Source organism: Shewanella sp. SM73 (genome assembly GCF_025653795.1).
Classification (GTDB): Bacteria; Pseudomonadota; Gammaproteobacteria; order Enterobacterales; family Shewanellaceae; genus Shewanella; species Shewanella oncorhynchi.
In genome coordinates, this window is sequence record NZ_JAKKRY010000012.1 from 72389 (window position 1) to 91715 (window position 19327).

Below are 19327 nucleotides of genomic sequence, written 5' to 3' on the forward strand. Positions count from 1 at the left end.
GCTAGCTAGACCCTCAAATTATTTGGATATCCCCCTACTTTATTTCTTGAATACCGATGACTTTGGCGTGATTATCGCCGTATGGTCGCCGATGGCGTGGAGTTTGCGCGCAAGCCGCAAGAACAAGACTATGGCACAGTCGCTGTGTTTAAAGATCTCTACGGTAACTTATGGGATTTACTGCAATTGAATGATGAGCATCCTATAGCACACAGGTTAGCGTATCGGGAGTGAGGATTAGAAGTTAACCCCTAATCCTAAGGTGTAGCTGGTATCTCTCGTATTGCCTATCACTGTTTTAGTGTCATTGAAGTCATATTTAAATGACAAATAAATCCGCTGAGTTAGCAGATATTTAAGTCCTACTGTCGAGTTTGAGATGTAATCAATCGAAGGCATATCTGGGAAGGCAATTTGTAGATCGGCATAGGACTCTAAAATGCCACCAAACCAATATTGTTTATAGTTAAGTGAGGCCGCCCAAGCATTTAGTTCTAGTTTAAAGGACTGTTGTTCAAGCCAAAAATGGTTGTAGGTTACGACGAAGTCTAATTTATCGCGCCCAGCACCCCAAAAGCGATAACCAGGACCGAGTCCCGCATAATAACTATGGCTATCGATGCCGAGTTTATCTTCTTCATAAAAATCTTCCTGACGTAACAGCCAATGCTCATTGAGCAGATAGTCTAATGAATAATGTCCTTCGAGGGTGTTGCGCTTAGTCACGTCATCTTCGGTTTCGTAGCGCACTTCGGTCTTGATATTATGTCGCCATTGCAAGGTTTCCGCTGTGATATCGCCTTTGATATGTAGCTTCTGACTATTTTTCTTGTTTTTGGTGACATCGAGTGTGGTTTCTACACTACCGTTAAAATTCCAATCTGAGTTTGCATAGTGCTGCGAAAATCTCAACTCACTCACGGGAGTGTGCTGGTTATTAATTAATACCATGCCATGTTCATTAGAGGCTTGAATACTTATGTCCTGTATAGAACGACTGACACTCCAAGGTCTAGTCTCTGTGACTTCGAGGCTGAGAATGGCACTGCGTTGAATGGTAATTTTAGGGGCATAACTGGTGTTGATGATGAGATTTTGATCGTTAAACTCTTTAATTTCACCGCTAATTTTATCGCCATTGAGCAAAAAAACTGTGTCGGCATAACACAAGGGACTAACACTGCAGAGCGTAGCAACAAGGTACAATGCTGGATTGGATATCAGATTATGCATCTTGCTCGTGGGCTCAAAATAAAGGGAGAGTAAGTGTTGTCATTCTACTCGAACACAGGCTCTACAAAGCAATAACATTTGATAAAAGTGTTGATAAGGGATTGAAAACGGGTTCGCAATCCCTTACTTCTTTGCCATGTTAGCGTGAGTTAATTTCGGTGATTTTGAGGTTAATGAGCTGTTTCTGCCATTGGGTTTTATCTATGCCTTCGACCCAAATGACGCTGCTTTTGCGCTGTTCGCCTTTGCGTAGGTAGGTCTCAGGCATGCGGAAAATAGCTTCCCACACTTCGAGTTTTTCGGTTTTGAGCAAAGTACCATTATCGGCGAAGAAGCTAGCTTCAACTTCAACTAAGGTAACGTGTTCATTGCTGGTGCTGGCGAGATCGAAACTGAGTCCAAGTTTATCGCCTTTCCATTGACCTTCAGCAAAGCTGACTTTGATCCCATCTTTTGCCGTTGAGCCTAATAGCTCAGGTTGGGTAATCGCAGTGGCGGTCAATGTGGTGACTGGCGCAGCAACAGTTTGAGTGGTAACTGCGGCACTTGGGACACTGGCAACATTGCTCGATGCACTTGCTACGGCTGCAGCGGCTAGGGCATTGGGCGCGGCTTTGGTTTCAGTGATCACGTATTCCCAGGTAAAGTCGTCTTTGAGTCTGACTTGGGCGCCATTTTCTAGGGTGATATTGGCTACGTCGGCCGCCATAACCGATGATGTTAGCAATAACAATGAGCTAAGTGCGCTAAGGCGTAATGAAGTGTGCATTAATTTTCTGGCTCCGATATCCGTCTGAGTCAATATTCTGCCCTAACATAAACAATTTGCCGCATGTTAGTCACTGTCTAAGTCGTGTTTTGATGAATAAAGTGGATTTAAAGGCGAGATTTTAACGCTAGTACAGATTGAGCTAGCTGACTGTGGCACTATTAGATAGGTGTACATGAGCGGTATGCTCAATGAATAAAGTAACAGGAGATTAAGATGCAGATGAAACATGGAATTTATGGCTTAGTGATTGGATTGGCATTTAGCACTGTCACTTTGGCTGCTGAAGCACCGAAAGTGGGTTGCGCGGCGAAATTAGATGCTATTAGTGCCGAACTTGCCCAAGCAAAAGCGGCAGGTAATAAGCATAAAGTCGCGGGACTTGAAAAGGCCTATGACGAAGTTTCAACCCATTGCGACGATGATAGCTTATACGCTGAGCGAGTCGCTAAAGTTGAGGCCTTAGAGGAAAAACTCACTGAGCGCCAAAACGAATTGGCCAAAGCCATAGAAGAAGGTCGTTCTATGGATAAAATCAACAAGAAACGCAATAAAGTCGCCGAAGTCGAGGCTGATCTTGCTAAGGCGCGAGCCGAGCTAACGCAATAAATAGCTCAAGCCCAATCGCTAGGAGCTTAGCCCGCGTAACCTATGCTTAAAATAGTGGATTCTGTGCTGGAGTTATAACCGGCACTCAGTATGAAGTGCTCAGTGATTCGATATCTTAGCCCAGCTTCTGCGCCCCAATGGGTCGTTTTATCTTCTTCCCATGTGGGTTTGCCATCGACAATTTTGGGTGAAATGTTATTCGTGTAAGACACTGTGCTGATATAGCCGCTGCCGCCGGCATAAAAGCTTAAATCTGCCGTTAAGCTGTAGCTTAAGCCTAAGCGGAAGAGGCTTTCTTGGCGATAGGACTGCGCGGGTTCTGGCACGATAATATCGGTTTCACGACTGCGGGCATAGCCTAGGTAATAACCCCATTGTTGGTAATTATTATCGAAATGATAGGGGGCGATTGTAATGCCATAGAGATTATCTGTGGCGGGAATATAATCGAGCATGAGAGCGATATAAGGTGCATTGGCAGTTTCGTCTGATTTATCTGGCTTAACTAATTGCTTAGAAGTGCTATATTCGGCCGCTTGAAGCGGTTGGCATAGGCTCAGGAGTCCAATGCTAAGACAGGCTAGCGTATATGAATGACGACACATGGGATGGTTTCCTTAGGGGTAGGGGAAATATTGTTCATTTTCCTGTGTGCGGGGTCAATTCAAAATGCTAAAATCTCTTTTAAAATAAGTATTTGTAAATATTTTGTGTTTTGATTTGAGTGTTTTCTAGGGTGATATTTAACCGAGGTCAACTCGGCAGTTACCTTTGTATGGGTTTGTTGCGCTAGCGCCTACGTTGGAGTGAAATTGTGGATCAGGAAATAAGGCTCGAAATTTCGGCATGGTTAGCGGGCTTTGGGATTGATAGCCAACCCTCTGATGGAATATCGACCACAGTTATGGTCATTGCTTGCTTACTGTTAGCGAGCATCGCTTATTTTATTGTCCGACGCGTGGTGATTCGTGCGGTGAATATGGTAATCCTGCGCTCTAAGGCGACGTGGGATGATGTATTCATGCGTTATAAGGTACTTGAAAAGCTGGCCATGCTTGTGCCCGCTATCGTACTTAATCTATTGGTGCCAATCGCGCTGACTGAGCATCCACTGTTAAGCGGGCTAGTCGACCGATTACTGAGTATTTGGTTAGTGGTGCTGATTATCCGCGCTATGTATGCAGGTATGGATGCGGTTGATGAAATTTCAGATGTGAATCTGGTGAGTCGGCGCTTGCCTGTTAAGAGTTTCGTACAGTTAACTAAGCTATTTTTATTCTTTGTTGGGATTATCGTTTCTATCTCAATCTTGGCCGATCAATCACCTGTGTACTTCCTCAGCGGCTTAGGTGTGGCAACGGGTTTTGTGATGTTAGTGTTCCGCGACACTATCTTAGGTTTTGTGGCGGGCATTCAGTTAGCGGCTAACCGTATGGTGAGTAAAGGCGACTGGATCCAGATGGATAAATACGGCGCCGACGGTGCGGTAGAAGAAGTCTCGCTGACCACAGTGAAAGTGCGTAACTGGGACAAAACCATCACTATGATCCCTGCTTATGCCTTAGTGTCGGATGCGTTTCGCAACTGGCGGGGTATGTCTGAGTCGGGCGGTCGCAGGATCAAACGCGCGATCAATATCGATATCAACAGCATAAAGTTTTTGACCGAGGAAGAGCGCGAACGTCTCAGTAAGATCAATTGCTTAAAAGAATATTTTCCCGCAAAAATAAACGAAATTCGTGAGTCGAATGCCAGAGTGTCGGATCTCGATATGAAAGTGAACGGCCGCCATTTGACTAACGTCGGCACTTTCCGCGCTTATCTGCAGGAATATTTACAGCGTCATGATAAAGTCCACAAGGATATGACCTTAATGGTACGCCAATTAGCGCCGACTACTGAAGGGTTACCGATCGAGATTTATATCTTCACTAACGACACTCGCTGGGCGTTTTATGAGGCGATACAAGCGGATATTTTCGACCATGTGTTTGCTGTATTACCTGAGTTTGGCCTGCAGGCGTTCCAAGCGCCAACGGGTAACGATATTCGCAGTTTAAAGTCGGTTAAGGTCGACTAGTTTGATGACTGTCGATGATTATCTATTTAGTTTCGAGAGACAAGAATCGCGGCTAAGGTGATAAATACACCGCCGCTGGTTCTGTCAAACCAATGCAGCTTGTTGCTCGCCTTTAGGCTGGGCGCAAGTACATTGGCCATGCAGGCATAAATCATCACAAAGCTAAAATCCACCACGGCCCAAGTGACGGCAAGAATGGTCAGTTGCGGTAATTGCGGTGCGGCAAGATTGATAAATTGCGGAAACAACGCGGCAAAAAACAGTAAATCCTTCGGATTACTGATCCCCACTAGAAACGCCTGCTTATAAAGCAGCCAAGGCGTACCTTTGCCCTCTGACGGGCTAACTTCAAGGGCTTGACCTTGGTTTTTCGTCAATAACAGCTTAATACCTAAAAATACTAAATAGGCCGCACCGCACCATTTGAGCAGGGTAAAACCGTATTCTGAGGCGCTAATAATCGCCCCCAGTCCTGCCGCTGACGCCATCATTAAGATTAAAGCGGCGCTAACACTGCCAAGACCAGTCGCTATGCTGCACATCTTGCCGAAGTGGATCCCATGGGACATAGACAACATAGCGATAGGACCGGGTGAAATCCCAATCAATACAATGGCGAAGAGATAGAGTAACCAAGTTTCGGGTTGCATATTTGCTGCTCTAAATGGAATAAATGTTAATGTTTAGCACTCGCTATAAAATCAGGGATCACCTTGGGATGACGGCCTTTAATAGTGCGATAGAAGCTCAAAATCTCTTGCATGTCGGTCACGATATCGTCACTGGGTTGCAGTGGTGTGCGGATAACGACAGTGCGGCGGCTAAAGTCTAAGCCAACGGGAGTGATGGGTACTTGGGCCTTGCTGGCGATATGATAAAAGCCGCACTTCCAGCGCGTCACTGGGCCGCGGGTGCCTTCTGGCGCTAGCGCTAACTTGTAATCGGATTTTGATTCAAACAGCTGCACGGCGGCATCGACTAAGTTGTTGTTCTTGCGCCGATCCACCGGACTGCCGCCAATGGCGCGGAAAAACCAGCCCCAAGGCGGGATAAAGAGTTGGTGTTTGCCGAGAAAGTGAATGCGGATACCTAGGGCGCCACGGGCTAAAATGCCGACAATGAAGTCCCAGTTACTAGTGTGCGGTGCAACTATGATGATGTATTTAGCACAGTCGGGCAGCTGGCCTTCTATCTGCCAGCCTGAAGTTTTAAGTAGCCAACGGCAAAGTGGTGTAAACATAGTTCGGTGCCCAGAGTCGAAAAATTAATAATATCATCAGCTTTTTTATATTTTAAACTGGCTTAAACAAGATAGTCTGTACTGAATTCGGTATAGTACAGTTTAACCTGATTGTGGGGGAACGATACTATGTTGAAAAATGGACTATTAAACAAGGTTATCTGGCAGCGTGTTTTTGCGGCACTGTTACTCCTGCTGACTTGTCATGTTAATGCGGTGCCGACGGATGAAATTACGCAGATGCTCAAAGGCCAAGAAGACGCCTGGAATCGCGGCGATCTCGATGCTTATATGCAAGGCTATTGGAAGAGTGATCAACTGCGTTTTGTCTCTAATGGTAAGTTTCGTTTTGGCTGGGAAGAAACTCTCGCTGCCTATAAGAAAAATTATCCAAATAAAGAAGCGCTTGGTGAACTGAAGTTCACTATCAAAGAAATAAAAATGCTCAGTAATTACGCCGCTATGGTTGTTGGGCGCTGGGATTTACGGCGGATAAAAGATGCCCCAACGGGCGTGTTTACTCTGTTGATTGAAAAAATCGACGATCGTTGGGTGATCACTATGGACCACAGTTCAGACTAAACCGTGTCCTTTACACTCAGTACTGCACTGCAGTTCAAATTAGATTTGCGATAATAAACAGTCTGGTTTGGCGGGCGGCTCGGCGGGCAGGGTTAAATGGAAATCTTGCTGTCCAAGCTGTCTACCTTTGCCATCGTATCTCACTTCGGTGAAATGCATACCGCCCTCAGCATCTTCGAGCAGAATGCTGGTGGAGCGGGTACCATAGTCGGGGTGACGAATATAAATCGCAGCTAAACGCCGTTCCCACTCGATCCCCACTCCCGTATTCGGCAGCTCATTATCTTGCGGCTGGGAATCGTCTTTCATTAGTTGTAACAGTACTTGCACTTCTATACTGCTGGACTGGCTGATTGCCGCTTCTAATGCCTGCTGTCCCTTCGCCATTTTCGGCCAAATATCATCGAGTGCACCATTGCTAATGGCATGAAATCCATCGGCAAGTTTTACTGTGTCTTTATTGATACTGTTAAAACAATATAAGTCTGTACCTTGGCCGAAGATGAGATTGAACGGCTGATAATTGTCGCTATGTTCAACGAGCCAATTAGGGCACACGAGCGATCCTGAGTTGAGCGTCATAATAATCAGCTCGCCACGACTCCGCATGGCTTCAGGGTTCTTTTGCGGAACGCGCAGATTGGTTACGCCTGCGATTTGTCCTTGTCTATTGATGCCAAACCAAGTGCCACCGGCCTGCAGATCTTTACCCGCGAGTATGTTTTCTTCCGGCGGCCAAAAATGCGCTGGCACAGTTGGTCTATGATGAAACTCATCGCGGTTGGCACAGATGATTAAGGGATACTTAGGATGGGCATTAATGGCGACAAAGAGTATGCACATAGCAGGCTAAATTAATCCAAAGGTAGATTAACTTAGCCTGTCTGCTCACAAATGAACAGCGTTAGTGGTGCGAGTGCTTATCCGTTTTTGCGTGTTCATGTGCATGTTTATCAGCACTAGGTGTCACAACAGATTTCTGCTCGTCTGTGTGCGAAGCGCTAGATTCATGAGTATGTGTATTCTCGTGGGAATGGCTATGGGCGTGGCTGTGCGAATGACTATGCGCATGAGCTACCGGTTTGCTGAGCATTAAGCGGCGTAAAAATTTACGTGGACCTAAGCGCAGTAAGCTGGCAGCAAACAACCCTGAGAGGATCAGTAGAGCAATTAAGTTCACGACTTCAGGCAAGGTAAATAAGGAGAACCATAGTGGCAAGCGTAATGCTGCGGCTAAACTCAGCGCAATAATACTCAGTAATATCGCCCTTTGCGTCCATGTCATTAACTTAAGCTGAGCTATGTTGAGCACAGGTGCTGCAATCAGCGGCATCATAATCGCGATAGGACTCCAGCCACTATAGGCCAGTGCAAGAGCGAGGACGGCGGCGCCTAAGTTGCAGAAACGCATTGGTAAAAATACAAGCAATAGCACAACAACCTGTAGCAATGGATTGCTTAAGGGCATTGAAGGGTGGCCAATTAAATTCACTAATACTAGGCTGAGTAAAATCCAAGGTGCGCTGCGATCGACTAAATGAGCAAAGCCGAAACGCAGTGAATTGCTGGGTAATTTAGTGTGTGGATCGGTAATGATGACGTTAGCATGGCTTAAATATGCACTCAGAATAAACACTACAAGCAATTGGAATAACGCTAACCAAGGACCGAGAAGTAGAGCTGTGATCACTAAGGCTTCAGGCCCTGCTAAGCGTTGGAACCAGCGACGGGCTAAACTGCTATCCTGCGGCGTCAAACCTAATTTAAAGCGCAACGCAGCCGCACCATAGCTCAGCAGCAACACGGGTGCGAGCTTTAATAGCCAAGTCATTAATTGCTCTGTGCTGTGATCATGGTGGGCATGTTCGTGGCCGTGGCCGCCTGAATCCATTAATAGCAACATCACGAGTAAGCCGATGCCGAGCAAACTACCTATGCCAGCTTGGTATTCATATTTGCCTTGCGTATCACTTTCATGCTGACCATGGGGTTGATGTAGTACCACATGCAGAATTGTGCCTGTAATAAAGGCTTGTAAGTAGACAGTGTCGTCGATATTTAAATAAGGAAGTAGTTGCTCACCGGCGAAATAGCCTATGCCTGTAAATAGCATCTGGGCTGCAAAGATCATGAGTGTCCAACGTGTTCCGAGATGGGGTTTAAGTATCCACCATACTGCAAAACCGACGGGTAATTGGTGGAGTATGACACCAAGAGCTAGCAGAATGGAGTTATCGTCTTGCTGCGCCAAAACCATAGCGGTGCCATCGGTGATGGTATGCAGTAATAAGCCACCAATACCCAAGAAAAGCGTAAAATTATGGGTGACTTCTGAATAACGGTGAAATAGGCGTTCGCTGGCGGTAGGCCCCCAGATGCCGAGGAGTACAAAGACGATCGCAAGCATGCCACCATGCTCGAGTAATTCTGGCAAGATGTGGATCAGCACTAATCCGCCTAATGAGACGAATATAAAACCATCGAGCCCCTTTTGTAAGCCACTACTCGATGAGAAGTAGCGATAAAACAGAGGGCCAATTAAGAGTGCGATACAGCTAGCAAGAAGATAGAGCATGGATTCCACGGAAAATTTGCTGAAAAAACGCCATAGTATACCAGCTGTAAAGCAAAGTGAGCAGTGACTTGCAGGCAATTTACTCAACTGACATTTTATACTGTGTTTTGAAGGGGAGAATTTTATTCACTTTGGCCATTCTGCGGAGAAATTTTCAGATCTAACTCGAGAAAAGGTTATACAATATCGGCTTATGTTGGCTTGGGTGTTGATACGTTAAATGGATATATTTTCTGCTGCGGTAATGTTGTTTCTGATCATGGACCCTTTGGGGAATTTGCCGATTTTCGCATCGATTCTGCGACATATCGATCCCAAGAAACGTCGTAAGGTACTGATCCGAGAGTTACTTTTCGCCTTAGTGATCATGCTGTCTTTTCTTTATGCGGGTGAAGCCATTTTAAGTTTCTTAAATCTTCGTTCCGAATCTGTGAGTATTGCAGGCGGTATTATTCTGTTTTTGATCGCGATTAAGATGATCTTCCCCCAACCCGGTGGTGTCGTTGGATTAGCCGCGGGAGAAGAGCCTTTTATCGTGCCTATGGCTATTCCCTTGATGGCTGGCCCATCGATTCTTGCAGCCTTGATTTTACTGGCGCATACCGATAGCTCACGTATGGGCGATTGGACCATAGCGTTAGTGTCAGCTTGGGGGGCGAGTGCGGTGATCTTAATGTTTTATAAACTTTTCACCCGTGTGTTGGGGGAAAAGGGGCTCACAGCGGTCGAGCGTTTGATGGGTATGGTGCTGGTCATGATCTCAGTGCAAATGTTCCTCGACGGCATTTCAAACTATCTGAAAACCGCTGGCTAACTTTATCTAGTTTGATCAAAGCGAAACCGTATTAACGTTGTTAATGCGGTTTTTTTATGGCTGAGATTTGGCTTGGAATTGAGTCAGCACAGAGGTTTGCTGAATATTTGCTGACAAAAGTACAAATCTTACCTGCGAACAGGTGTATCAAGTTGTTACTGAGGTGCAGTGCTGCTAATGTCGAAAATTCTGTCTCTATCACTTGAAGGCGGATAAACCCTGAGTAGGTTACTAATTAAAGGTAATTTGTCTTAATGCAAAGAGACACTAGTCTCAATAAATTGAATAGCGTAAACGGCGTTGGCTGTTACAGAAGGATGTTAAAAATGCGAAGTACAAAAGGCGTAACAGCGTTTGGACTGATGTTGGCATTGATTAGCGGCGCGAGTATTGCGGCTCCGAATCATACGCCTGCAGATGCGGGTGTGATTAATAAAGATCGAATTTTATATTGGTTGATTAAGCGTGGCGAAGTGGCCGCCGATGCCAGTGATAGCGTAAAGCAGGAGGCGATAGAAGCTTATATTCATCGCGCCACTTTGGCACAACCCAAAGCGCCGCGCATCGAAGTTGAAGCTGAACATGCGCGTCTACAAAGAGCTAAGTCATCGCAAATGATGCGCTCATCCGCACAGCGTTTACAGGCCGATGCGGATGTAAAGAAAACCGTTAAAGTGCTCACAGTATTAGTGGATTTTGCTGATCTAAAACATGATGACAATGGCTTAAAAGCGGGCGATACAGCCATGTATTACCCGAGTTATCCTGTGTCCCACTACAAGGAATTACTCTTTTCGCCTGCGGGATTTAAAGGTCCACAGGGGCAGACTTTAGATTCGGGGTATCAATATTATCAAGCGGTTTCTGGGCAAACTTTCTCCTTTACTGGGGATGTAAAGGGTTGGTATACCGCCTCACAAAATGCCGAATACTATGGTGCTAATGATCCAGATACTCGTAGTGATTCACAGGTCGAACAATTGGTAAAAGAAGCCGTATCTCAAGCCGTCGCGAATATGTCTCCTGCAGAGTTGACTAGCTATGATGTTGAAGACCAAAATGATTTGAACAACAACGGTAATTACAACGAGCCCGATGGCATTATCGACCATGTGATGATTTTCCACTCTAGCATAGGTGAAGAAGCCGGTGGTGGAGCTTTAGGCGCGAGTGCAATTTGGTCGCATCGATTTTTTGTTGACCAAGTAACCAATGGCTATGCGGTTCCTGGTACGGACAAAAAAGTATTCGGTTACACCATTCAGCCTATCGATGCGGCAACGGGCGTATGTACCCACGAATTTGGCCATGATTTAGGTCTGCCAGATGAATACGATACCACTGATAACACCAATAAAGACGGCTCGCCTGTGGGGTTATGGTCTTTGATGTCTGGAGGCAGTTGGGCTGGCGCTATCGCTGGTGCCCAGCCGAGTGGTTTTAGTCCCTATGCGCGTTCTTACCTACAGGAAAGATATAAAGGTAAGTGGTTGAATGAACGTGAAATCAGCTTAGATAGTATTCCTAAATCAGGCATGGATGTGACCTTGAATGAGGCGGTTAATCATCAGGCGGTTAACCAAGTCTCTATTCCACTTCCTCCAACGCCAATCCCCTTTAAAGCACCTTATCAGGGCAGTTATCAGTATTATTCTGGTCAAGGGGATATGCTGAATAACAGCATGAATTTCAATGTTACTTTGCCCGCAGTCACGACAGATAAACTGATCCTGAGTATGAAAGCCAGTTGGAGTATTGAACGTGACTATGACTACATGCAAGTGAAAGTGGATGGTGAGGCTATTGCGGGTAATCACACTAAGTTTAACAATGGGGTAAATAGCGCTCGTCATATTATTACTGGCGAGTCGTCTGCGATTGCTCAGGCGGAGGGCAATGATGCTTGGGTAACGTTAGAGTATGATTTATCTGCCTATTCAGGGAAAACGATTGCGGTCGAGATCAATTATGTCACCGATGACTATACCGGAGGGTCAGGTATCACTCTCGATAACATCAGCGTTAAACAAAATACCGCTGAGTTCTATAGTGATAACGCTGAAGTCGCGGATAAAGTGACGTTTTACGGTTATAGCCGGATTAAGGACTCACGTCCTGGGGCGGCATCTCGCTATCTTATCCAACTGCGTAGCCATAACGGTGTCGATGCTGGCTTAAACGTGGCAAGTTTTGAGCCTGGTGTATTAGTCTGGTTAGAAGATTTTGGTTACAGTGACAATAATGTCTCCGATCATGCGGGCCATGGCTTGATTGGCGTGATTGATGCCGACCAAAACCTGATTGGCACTCGCTCTACCGAGGTACAAATCCGCGATGCAGCCTTTAGCACAGTAAATCAAACCTTCTATTTGGAGGACAATCATCGCGATGCTGTCAGCCTGTTCGATGACAGTTTTGATTACAGCGCGCCACTACAGCCACAGTCAGGTATGGTGTTGCAGCAGCTAGGGTTGACAATGCAGGTACTATCTCAAGCCAGCAACAATAGTACTGCGGTTATTCGTCTTGCGAATGCGAACTCTGATGCTATAGCGCCGTTAACTGTCAGTTTTACTAATACTGTCAACCAATTAGCAGTAAGCTTCACCAGTAATATTGATGGCGGTATGGGAGTATTAACCTACGCTTGGGATTTTGGTGATGGCACGACAAGCACTGTCACGGCGCCAACCCATACCTATGCGAAGGCGGGCACTTATACTGTGAAGCTTACAGTGACAGATGCGCAAAATACTAAGGCGATTAGCAGTTCGACGGTAACGGTTGTTGCACCTGTTACGCCTCCAGTAACTCCGCCGGTCAGTGAGGGTTCAGGTGGCGGCAGCTTAGGTTGGTTAAGCCTTGCCTTCCTTAGCTTATTGACTTGGCGCCGCCAGTTAAATGTGCACTAAGTTAAATGTCCACTAAGTTGATTGTTTGAAACCCGAACAAAAATGCCTCTGATCTAGAGGCATTTTTTATCTGTCTTGAGGCTAAATTCTGGCTAAGCTTTGGATGAAGTCTAAAGTTTACAACTGACGGATAGCTTGCTCGGCCGCTGGAAGAAAGATTTCGCTGACGATCATTTCATGCTCACCGTGATGGAAATAGCGGCGGCGTCCCCAGAGTGCATGTTCGACACTTTGATCTAAACTTTCAGCTAAGTGGGCAAGGCGACTACAGGTTTCGAAACTGGCAACTTCGATTCTACCGGGGATGAAGTTATCTTGGCTAAACAGTAATTCACCTAAGGGGCGAGTCCCCAAACTAAGGAAATCCATTTTGCGCTCGGCCATTAATTTTTCAGGGATCAAGGTTCTGGCAAATACCCAAGGTATCGAGTCGAGGCAAAGCAAGACTTCACGGATCCATACAGCACCTTGCTGGGGATATTCGCCCTCTAAGGGAGCATGCAGTCCTTCGCCTAGTATCTTTACTTCAAATTGAGCGCAGCAAGTTTTGAGTTTTTGCGTTAGGCTGCCAGTGGCAAGCAACCATTCTTTCAAGGGCGATTTGGGGAGTTTGTCGGCTAGATCGGCTGAAAACCACTGAATAGATTCACCATAGGGAAAGCTTAAGCTAGTCACATTCATTAAATACTCGTTACAATATAAACAAACGTCGGCAGTCTAGCATGTCGCGACGCGAGCATATATACCCAAGCTACTTCCAGATACGGATACTGCATCTTCAGGTTGTTTGGCTATATAGATTGGGAAGTTTCTTCCATTACCATTATTGTTTTAGGGAGCCGTAAGTCGCTATGAAAAAATTACTCTCAGTCTGTCTTATCCTGTTTACAAGTGTTTTCAGTGTTTATGCGGCCGATGAAAAAGAAGCTGCACCTGCAGCAGCAACCCCACCGACGGGTGAGTATGCCTACTATGGTTTCGAACCCGAAATTGTCACTAACTACATTTCTAATCGCAAGAAATTGGGTTTTGTGAAGATTAGCGTTGAGTTAATGGTAAAGAGTCCAGATGATCTAGTGACAATTGAGCTCCATAATCCATTATTGCGAGCCGCAATTGTTGAAGTGTTAGGCAATCAATCGGAAGAGAAGATTAAGTCGCTCACGGGTCGTGAAGAGATTCGTCGTGAGTGCTTTGAAATGGTCAATAATTTGATCACTAAAGAAGCTGGTAAACCCTTGATCGTAAACTTATTGTTCACCTCTTATCTGTACGATTAATTTACTGCCCCATTCCATGGGCTGACTCAGGTCGGCCCATTGCGTTACAAGAGCTATTATGTCAAAACCTGCCGTTAAACCCGTCCAATTAGTGACTGCGAAACGCCTAACGAGTACAGCCAACATTGGTCATGCAAAAACTAAAGCACCAAAGCAGGCTAGAACTGAGGTGAAAGGCAAAGTGAAGTCGGTCAAAAACAGGCCTAGTGCTGAGATCAAAAAAGCTTTGCATCCTCGAAATGTACACTTGAACGGCTATGATTTTCCGGCGCTGGTGAGTTCATTCCCTAAGCTAAAAGCCTTTGTTCGACCCACGCCTTATGGGGCTTTATCGGTCGATTTTGCCGATCCGTTAGCAGTTAAAATCCTTAATGCGGCGCTACTGAAACACCATTATGGGATTGAATCTTGGGATATTCCTGATGGAGCGTTATGTCCTCCTATTCCCGGTCGAGTCGATTATTTGCATTATTTAGCAGACCTTCTAGCCGAAGGCGATGATGTATTTGCCTTGGATAAAACTAGGGTATTAGATATCGGCACTGGCGCGAACGGTATTTATCCCATATTGGGTTGCCAAGTATACGGTTGGCAATTTGTCGCCTCGGATATTAATGCCCATTCACTCAGTAATGTGCAGAGTATTATTGAGCAAAACCCAGTGCTGCAAGGGCAGATAAGTTTACGATTACAGCCAAATGACAAGGCGGTCTTCAAGGGAATCATTCAAGCCGGAGAATGTTTTGCGTTAACCCTGTGCAATCCGCCATTTCATGCCTCTATGGCTGAGGCGAGCGAAGGTACAAAGCGTAAGATGAATAATCTGCAGCTCAATCGGGGTGGCTTGGTAAAGGTTGCACCTAAGCTGAATTTCGGCGGCCAAGCGGCTGAGCTTTGGTGCCAAGGTGGTGAACGACAGTTTTTAGCGACTATGATCCGTGAGAGCCAAATGTTTGCAGATCAATGCTTATGGTTTACCAGTCTAGTGTCGAAGAAGGAAAACCTGAAACCTTGTTATCAAGCCTTAGCGCAGTTGAACGTCGATACTGTGAAAACGATTGAGATGCAGCAGGGCAATAAAATTACGCGGGTTTTAGCGTGGAGTTTCCAGTCAGCAGTTAAGCGCAAAATCTGGCGCGGTGAACACTTAGCCAGTTAAGACTTTTGAGTATGACCCAATTAAGTACTGCTAACAAAACAAGCGCTAATGGCGCCTGTTTTTATTAAAGGTAAAAATAGCCACTGTTACTGCGGCTTTTCTTCCTTATGATCGCGACGGAATAACGCCCACTCTTCAATTGCTTCACCGCTGGGTAAGGTGCAGATCCCATGTTCACCTTCGGCTGTTTTCTCAATTGTTAATTTGCCACCAATGGAGACACAATACTCAGAGGCGGGATTGGCTATTTTTACTTGTTCAGTATCACTGCATCCGACTAATACCAGACTCGCCAGAAGTGGAGCAGTAACAAGCAGGAATTTGATTTTCATAGACACTCCTTAGTGAGTTATTTTCGCCCTAAAATCCGCAGGATACGTAGGAACAAGTTGATGATATCCATATACAAAGCGGCGGCGCTATCGATGGCATTATCTATGGTTTTAGGGATTTGATTCGCCCGTCCCCAGTCATAACCAATATAACCGCAGAAAATCAGCACGACTATCCAATCTAAAATGCCGTGGTGAGTATTAAAGATAAACACTTCAATCAGTTCTACGACGATAACGAGCAATAAAGCAATCGTGAGTGCACCGGAAATTTTTTGGAAAAAGGCGGGGAAGAGTGTGCCTAAACACATCATGGCTATAGTCACTAGCCCTGTGATACGAATGGCCTCAGTCACCAATTCGGGATCGTATTGACTGACCACCATATTGATTATTAAGCCGAAGGGCACGACCACAAAGTTGTAGCCAATAAAACTGACAACGGGATTAGTCGATTTTTGGAATAGATAAATCCCAAAGAAACAGGAGGCGAAATAGCCGATAAAGAAAATCCAAGGATTAACACTGGCAATCGCCTCTGGGTCGATATTGGTGACCATCCAATAGTTAACGGCAAAACCCCAAATTAGCGTGAGGCCGATAACGAGGTTGTAAATACCTGCGCCAACTATGGGGTCGTCTGTGGTCATGCGGTCAAATACACTGTTTTCCGAATCCATATGTTTTCCTTGTGATTTCCTTATTTTAACGGGCCATTAAGCGTCATCAGTGTTGAGCTATATGACGGCAAATTAAGCGGTGGCAATTAAGCTAGTGTAAATAAAGCCGTTTTTCAAGCGAGAACAACCTAAGCCCCTTTAGTGCCACAAACACTGCAGTTGGCTTGTTTCGGTAACTTCATCTCGCGAAACTCCATCGTCATCGCATCGATCATCAAAATGCGTCCTGCTAAGGTTTTACCCATGCCAGTGATCACCTTGATAGCTTCAACCGCCTGCAAACAACCTATCATACCGACGACAGGGGCTAGGATACCCGATTCAACGCAGCTCAGTTGTTGCTCGCCAAATAGGGCGCTAAAGCAATGATAACAAGGCGTTTCGCTGTGATAATCGAACACAGTGACCATGCCTTCCATCCGAATTGCCGCGGCAGACACTAAGGGCACTTTATGCTTAAAACAGCTGAGATTAAGTTGCTCGCGCACACTGACATTATCGGTACAGTCGAGCACTAGGCCGTGATCGGCGACTAGGGCGTCAATCTCATGATCATCTAATACTGCATTGATAATGTTGATCTTAATAAAGGGATTGAGCTGCATGAGGCTCTGTTTAGCTGATTCGACTTTAGGCTGGCCGACATTGGTATCTTGATGCAGCACTTGGCGCTGCAGGTTGGATAATTCAACTGTATCAAAATCGACCAGTGTCAGCTCACCAATACCCGCAACCGTGAGGTACTGGCTGGCGGCACAGCCCAAACCGCCAGCGCCTATCATGAGCACTTTGGCTTGTTTTAAGCGTTCTTGACCGTCGATATCCATAGCCTTGATGGATATTTGGCGGCTGTATCTTAAGAGTTCGCTGTCGCTGAGAATATCTTTTGGCACATTCATTGGGATTTTCCTAGCAAAGCACGCTGTTAAATGGCTCGACAGTCACTTGGGTGCCAGCGGGAGTATCACCTTGGAATTGCTCCAATAAAACGAAACAGTTTGCTAAGCTCATCGAAGTCAACATGCCAGAACCTTGGCTACCAGTAATGGCAACTTCAAGTTTACCTTGTGCATTACGGCTTAAAACGCCCCGTTGATATTCGACGCGGCCCGGTTGTTTACGTACAGGCGTGGTGAGCGTAGCGTCTAACATCAAAGGTGCAACTGGGGTTAAGCCCTGCATCTTGTTCAGTATTGGCCAAACGAGTTTGTAAAACGTCACCATAGAAGATACGGGATTCCCCGGTAAACCACAGAATATTGCTTTGCCGATACGGCCCATGGCAAAGGGCTTGCCTGGTTTGATGGCGAGTTTCCAGAAGGTAATTTTGCCTTCCTCATCAAGAATTTGTTTAGTGAAATCTGCTTCACCGACCGACACGCCACCCGAGGTTAATACCATGTCGGCTTGGCTAGCGGCATTGCGAAATGCCTGACGTATGGCTTCAGGATCATCGGCTATTACGCCTAAATCGAGCCATTCCACATTAGCGCGGCTGAGTAAGCCTTGGATCGAGTAACGGTTTGAATCGTAAATTTGTCCTAGGGCTAATTCGCTGCCAACGGGACGCAGTTCATCGCCTGTGGAGAAAAAGGCCACTTTAAGCTGACGGTAAACTCGCACTTGGCTAACGCCAATCGTGGCCAACACCCCGAGTTCGGCGGCACCAATTTGAATGCCTGCACTGAGTACTTTAGTGCCTTGGGTGAGTTCTTCACCGCGGCAACGCACATTGGCGCCTTGCGCCCTAGGATGGCGGATATGAATAATCTCACCTTCAACCTCGGCTTCTTCCTGCATTTGCACTGTGTCATAACCTGTAGGCACAGGCGCGCCTGTCATGATCCGCACGCAGGTATTAGGTTTGGCTTCACCTTTAAAACCATGGCCAGCGAAGGAACTGCCGATAAGGCGCAATGCGGTCTGATTGGTTTGCGTATTTAAGTCGACAAAACGGAAGGCGTAGCCGTCCATAGAGGAGTTGTTAAAGGGCGGCAGGTCGATGCAGGAAGCTAAATCTTCTGCTAGGACGCGGCCAAGGGCATGGGGAAGCAATACGACTTCGGTGTCTGACACTGGGCTAACTTGCTCGAGCAAAAGGGGAATAGCTTGATCTGGATGCATTAAGCTAGGTTGCGAACAAGGATCGGCTGTTACGGACATTAGGGTCTGCCTTATATGCAATGGGTCGTAATGACGCTGAATGAATTTCCACCTGATTATGACTGGCTATTATGCCACGGTGATCTGGGATGGCTATGATTTGCATGTGAGTTTCTGTGATAGGCCAGTCAGTTTTTTCTGCCACTTTGGGTGATAACCTCGCTAGAAGTCATACAATTTACTGCGCTAATCCGAGGGTTGAACGCGAGTCGATGAACAAATGAAAATCATTTTTATCAATGAATCATTAACTTAGCAAGAAATCCAAAGGTAAATTTTGTTGCTTTTGTCGACCCCCTTGATGACAATGTCCCCCATGATTCAGTTCGAATGCAAAAGAGGATTTACTATGCTGTCTGCAACTATGATCGAAAAGTTGAATGAACAAATTAATATGGAGTTCTTCTCCTCAAATTTATACCTGCAAATGAGTGCGTGGTGTGAAGATCAGGGATTTGAAGGCGCAGCTAAGTTTATGCGTGAGCACGCGGATGAAGAAATGGGCCATATGCGCCGTCTGTTCACGTATGTGAGTGAAACCGGTGGCTTACCTTTGTTAGGTGCGATTGCGGCGCCACAGTCACAGTTCGATTCTTTACTGGCGTTGTTTGAATTAACCTATGAGCATGAGCAACTGATTACCCGTCAGATCAATGCCTTGGCCCATGCCGCATTTTCGAATCAAGATTACTCAACCTTTAACTTCTTACAATGGTATGTCGCTGAGCAGCATGAAGAAGAAAAGCTGTTTAAGTCGATTGTCGATAAGATACGTTTAGTGGGCGAAGATGGTAAGGCACTGTTCTTTATTGATAAAGATTTAGCTAAGCTAGCCTCTAAGGGGGGCGAAAGCATAATGAACGGTCAAGGCCAACCACAGGCTTAAACCCGTTTTATTT

At 45.9% G+C, this 19327-nt stretch carries 20 protein-coding genes and 1 pseudogene; 9 read left to right on the forward strand and 12 right to left on the reverse strand.

Features of this window, described 5'->3' with window-relative positions; translation table 11 throughout:
- Nucleotides 1–43 precede the first annotated feature (43 nt).
- Nucleotides 44–234 (forward strand): annotated as a pseudogene (locus tag L5M51_RS16130) (VOC family protein); the annotation flags it as partial.
- A gap of 3 nt (nt 235–237) precedes the next feature.
- Here the strand turns inward: L5M51_RS16130 and L5M51_RS16135 are convergent.
- Nucleotides 238–1233 (reverse strand): DUF481 domain-containing protein, encoded by a 996-nt coding sequence (locus tag L5M51_RS16135; protein WP_263173730.1) that lies wholly within the window; start codon nt 1231–1233, stop codon nt 238–240.
- A 139-nt stretch (nt 1234–1372) separates the two neighbouring features.
- Nucleotides 1373–2002 carry a DUF3157 family protein gene (locus tag L5M51_RS16140; RefSeq protein WP_263173732.1) on the reverse strand — a complete coding sequence of 210 codons (630 nt, stop codon included), beginning with the start codon at nt 2000–2002 and terminating at the stop codon, nt 1373–1375.
- A gap of 216 nt (nt 2003–2218) precedes the next feature.
- Here L5M51_RS16140 and L5M51_RS16145 point away from each other — a divergent pair, with 216 nt between their 5' ends.
- Nucleotides 2219–2611, forward strand: coding sequence for a DUF1090 domain-containing protein (locus tag L5M51_RS16145; protein WP_105250960.1), 393 nt, complete (start codon nt 2219–2221; stop codon nt 2609–2611).
- Between the two features lie 26 nt (nt 2612–2637).
- Here the strand turns inward: L5M51_RS16145 and L5M51_RS16150 are convergent, their stop codons facing one another.
- Complete coding sequence (locus L5M51_RS16150; protein ID WP_263173734.1) at nt 2638–3216, reverse strand: porin family protein; 579 nt, start codon at nt 3214–3216, stop codon at nt 2638–2640.
- A gap of 209 nt (nt 3217–3425) precedes the next feature.
- Between L5M51_RS16150 and L5M51_RS16155 the strand changes: the two genes are divergently transcribed.
- Nucleotides 3426–4691: a mechanosensitive ion channel family protein gene (locus L5M51_RS16155; protein ID WP_219251716.1), complete on the forward strand. Its 1266-nt coding sequence runs from the start codon at nt 3426–3428 to the stop codon at nt 4689–4691.
- 26 nt (nt 4692–4717) lie between these two features.
- On the opposite strand, the gene L5M51_RS16160 is transcribed toward L5M51_RS16155, so the two are convergent.
- Together L5M51_RS16160 and L5M51_RS16165 are read right to left on the reverse strand one after the other, a co-directional pair.
- A complete protein-coding gene (locus L5M51_RS16160) occupies nt 4718–5341 on the reverse strand; it encodes a LysE family translocator (RefSeq protein WP_263173736.1) in 624 nt (207 codons plus the stop codon).
- Between the two features lie 26 nt (nt 5342–5367).
- Nucleotides 5368–5931: a lysophospholipid acyltransferase family protein gene (locus L5M51_RS16165; protein ID WP_113941259.1), complete on the reverse strand. Its 564-nt coding sequence runs from the start codon at nt 5929–5931 to the stop codon at nt 5368–5370.
- A gap of 129 nt (nt 5932–6060) precedes the next feature.
- Between L5M51_RS16165 and L5M51_RS16170 the strand changes: the two genes are divergently transcribed.
- Nucleotides 6061–6513, forward strand: coding sequence for a YybH family protein (locus tag L5M51_RS16170; RefSeq protein ID WP_105250965.1), 453 nt, complete (start codon nt 6061–6063; stop codon nt 6511–6513).
- A gap of 39 nt (nt 6514–6552) precedes the next feature.
- On the opposite strand, the gene L5M51_RS16175 is transcribed toward L5M51_RS16170, so the two are convergent.
- Entirely contained in the window at nt 6553–7356 is an 804-nt protein-coding gene (locus L5M51_RS16175; RefSeq protein ID WP_263173737.1) for an NRDE family protein, read from the reverse strand.
- Between the two features lie 61 nt (nt 7357–7417).
- Complete coding sequence (locus L5M51_RS16180; protein WP_263173785.1) at nt 7418–9088, reverse strand: ZIP family metal transporter; 1671 nt, start codon at nt 9086–9088, stop codon at nt 7418–7420.
- A gap of 220 nt (nt 9089–9308) precedes the next feature.
- Here L5M51_RS16180 and L5M51_RS16185 point away from each other — a divergent pair, with 220 nt between their 5' ends.
- Complete coding sequence (locus L5M51_RS16185) at nt 9309–9902, forward strand: YhgN family NAAT transporter (RefSeq protein ID WP_011848195.1); 594 nt, start codon at nt 9309–9311, stop codon at nt 9900–9902.
- Between the two features lie 326 nt (nt 9903–10228).
- Nucleotides 10229–12814 (forward strand): immune inhibitor A domain-containing protein, encoded by a 2586-nt coding sequence (locus L5M51_RS16190; protein ID WP_263173738.1) that lies wholly within the window; start codon nt 10229–10231, stop codon nt 12812–12814.
- A 117-nt stretch (nt 12815–12931) separates the two neighbouring features.
- Here the strand turns inward: L5M51_RS16190 and L5M51_RS16195 are convergent, their stop codons facing one another.
- Nucleotides 12932–13495: a chorismate--pyruvate lyase family protein gene (locus tag L5M51_RS16195; protein WP_131525672.1), complete on the reverse strand. Its 564-nt coding sequence runs from the start codon at nt 13493–13495 to the stop codon at nt 12932–12934.
- 170 nt (nt 13496–13665) lie between these two features.
- Between L5M51_RS16195 and L5M51_RS16200 the strand changes: the two genes are divergently transcribed.
- Together L5M51_RS16200 and rlmF are read left to right on the forward strand one after the other, a co-directional pair.
- Nucleotides 13666–14094 (forward strand): flagellar basal body-associated protein FliL, encoded by a 429-nt coding sequence (locus L5M51_RS16200; RefSeq protein WP_105250969.1) that lies wholly within the window; start codon nt 13666–13668, stop codon nt 14092–14094.
- A gap of 58 nt (nt 14095–14152) precedes the next feature.
- On the forward strand, nt 14153–15253 hold the full coding sequence (gene rlmF, locus L5M51_RS16205; protein ID WP_263173739.1) for a 23S rRNA (adenine(1618)-N(6))-methyltransferase RlmF: 1101 nt from the start codon (nt 14153–14155) through the stop codon (nt 15251–15253).
- 86 nt (nt 15254–15339) lie between these two features.
- Here the strand turns inward: rlmF and L5M51_RS16210 are convergent, their stop codons facing one another.
- The 4 genes from L5M51_RS16210 to glp all read right to left on the reverse strand — a co-directional run bounded on the left by L5M51_RS16210 (nt 15340) and on the right by glp (nt 18428).
- Nucleotides 15340–15585: a DUF333 domain-containing protein gene (locus L5M51_RS16210; protein ID WP_113941266.1), complete on the reverse strand. Its 246-nt coding sequence runs from the start codon at nt 15583–15585 to the stop codon at nt 15340–15342.
- A 17-nt stretch (nt 15586–15602) separates the two neighbouring features.
- Nucleotides 15603–16265 carry a Bax inhibitor-1 family protein gene (locus L5M51_RS16215; protein WP_168826929.1) on the reverse strand — a complete coding sequence of 221 codons (663 nt, stop codon included), beginning with the start codon at nt 16263–16265 and terminating at the stop codon, nt 15603–15605.
- A gap of 128 nt (nt 16266–16393) precedes the next feature.
- Nucleotides 16394–17164 carry a molybdopterin-synthase adenylyltransferase MoeB gene (gene moeB / locus L5M51_RS16220; protein ID WP_263173740.1) on the reverse strand — a complete coding sequence of 257 codons (771 nt, stop codon included), beginning with the start codon at nt 17162–17164 and terminating at the stop codon, nt 16394–16396.
- A 10-nt stretch (nt 17165–17174) separates the two neighbouring features.
- Complete coding sequence (gene glp, locus L5M51_RS16225) at nt 17175–18428, reverse strand: gephyrin-like molybdotransferase Glp (protein WP_219254633.1); 1254 nt, start codon at nt 18426–18428, stop codon at nt 17175–17177.
- Nucleotides 18429–18777: 349 nt separating this feature from the next.
- Here glp and ftnA point away from each other — a divergent pair, with 349 nt between their 5' ends.
- Complete coding sequence (ftnA, locus tag L5M51_RS16230) at nt 18778–19314, forward strand: non-heme ferritin (RefSeq protein ID WP_105250975.1); 537 nt, start codon at nt 18778–18780, stop codon at nt 19312–19314.
- Nucleotides 19315–19327 lie beyond the last annotated feature (13 nt).

What these genes read in the sequence shown, in the direction of transcription:
- L5M51_RS16150 (WP_263173734.1), bottom strand. Translation starts at nt 3,216, where the DNA reads ATGTGTCGTCATTCATATACGCTAGCCTGTCTTAGCATTGGACTCCTG.
- ftnA (WP_105250975.1), top strand. Translation starts at nt 18,778, where the DNA reads ATGCTGTCTGCAACTATGATCGAAAAGTTGAATGAACAAATTAATATG.
- L5M51_RS16140 (WP_263173732.1), bottom strand. Translation starts at nt 2,002, where the DNA reads ATGCACACTTCATTACGCCTTAGCGCACTTAGCTCATTGTTATTGCTA.
- moeB (WP_263173740.1), bottom strand. Translation starts at nt 17,164, where the DNA reads ATGAATGTGCCAAAAGATATTCTCAGCGACAGCGAACTCTTAAGATAC.
- rlmF (WP_263173739.1), top strand. Translation starts at nt 14,153, where the DNA reads ATGTCAAAACCTGCCGTTAAACCCGTCCAATTAGTGACTGCGAAACGC.
- L5M51_RS16145 (WP_105250960.1), top strand. Translation starts at nt 2,219, where the DNA reads ATGCAGATGAAACATGGAATTTATGGCTTAGTGATTGGATTGGCATTT.
- L5M51_RS16195 (WP_131525672.1), bottom strand. Translation starts at nt 13,495, where the DNA reads ATGAATGTGACTAGCTTAAGCTTTCCCTATGGTGAATCTATTCAGTGG.
- glp (WP_219254633.1), bottom strand. Translation starts at nt 18,428, where the DNA reads ATGTCCGTAACAGCCGATCCTTGTTCGCAACCTAGCTTAATGCATCCA.
- L5M51_RS16170 (WP_105250965.1), top strand. Translation starts at nt 6,061, where the DNA reads ATGTTGAAAAATGGACTATTAAACAAGGTTATCTGGCAGCGTGTTTTT.
- L5M51_RS16210 (WP_113941266.1), bottom strand. Translation starts at nt 15,585, where the DNA reads ATGAAAATCAAATTCCTGCTTGTTACTGCTCCACTTCTGGCGAGTCTG.
- L5M51_RS16200 (WP_105250969.1), top strand. Translation starts at nt 13,666, where the DNA reads ATGAAAAAATTACTCTCAGTCTGTCTTATCCTGTTTACAAGTGTTTTC.
- L5M51_RS16215 (WP_168826929.1), bottom strand. Translation starts at nt 16,265, where the DNA reads ATGGATTCGGAAAACAGTGTATTTGACCGCATGACCACAGACGACCCC.
- L5M51_RS16190 (WP_263173738.1), top strand. Translation starts at nt 10,229, where the DNA reads ATGCGAAGTACAAAAGGCGTAACAGCGTTTGGACTGATGTTGGCATTG.
- L5M51_RS16160 (WP_263173736.1), bottom strand. Translation starts at nt 5,341, where the DNA reads ATGCAACCCGAAACTTGGTTACTCTATCTCTTCGCCATTGTATTGATT.
- L5M51_RS16175 (WP_263173737.1), bottom strand. Translation starts at nt 7,356, where the DNA reads ATGTGCATACTCTTTGTCGCCATTAATGCCCATCCTAAGTATCCCTTA.
- L5M51_RS16185 (WP_011848195.1), top strand. Translation starts at nt 9,309, where the DNA reads ATGGATATATTTTCTGCTGCGGTAATGTTGTTTCTGATCATGGACCCT.
- L5M51_RS16180 (WP_263173785.1), bottom strand. Translation starts at nt 9,088, where the DNA reads ATGCTCTATCTTCTTGCTAGCTGTATCGCACTCTTAATTGGCCCTCTG.
- L5M51_RS16135 (WP_263173730.1), bottom strand. Translation starts at nt 1,233, where the DNA reads ATGCATAATCTGATATCCAATCCAGCATTGTACCTTGTTGCTACGCTC.
- L5M51_RS16165 (WP_113941259.1), bottom strand. Translation starts at nt 5,931, where the DNA reads ATGTTTACACCACTTTGCCGTTGGCTACTTAAAACTTCAGGCTGGCAG.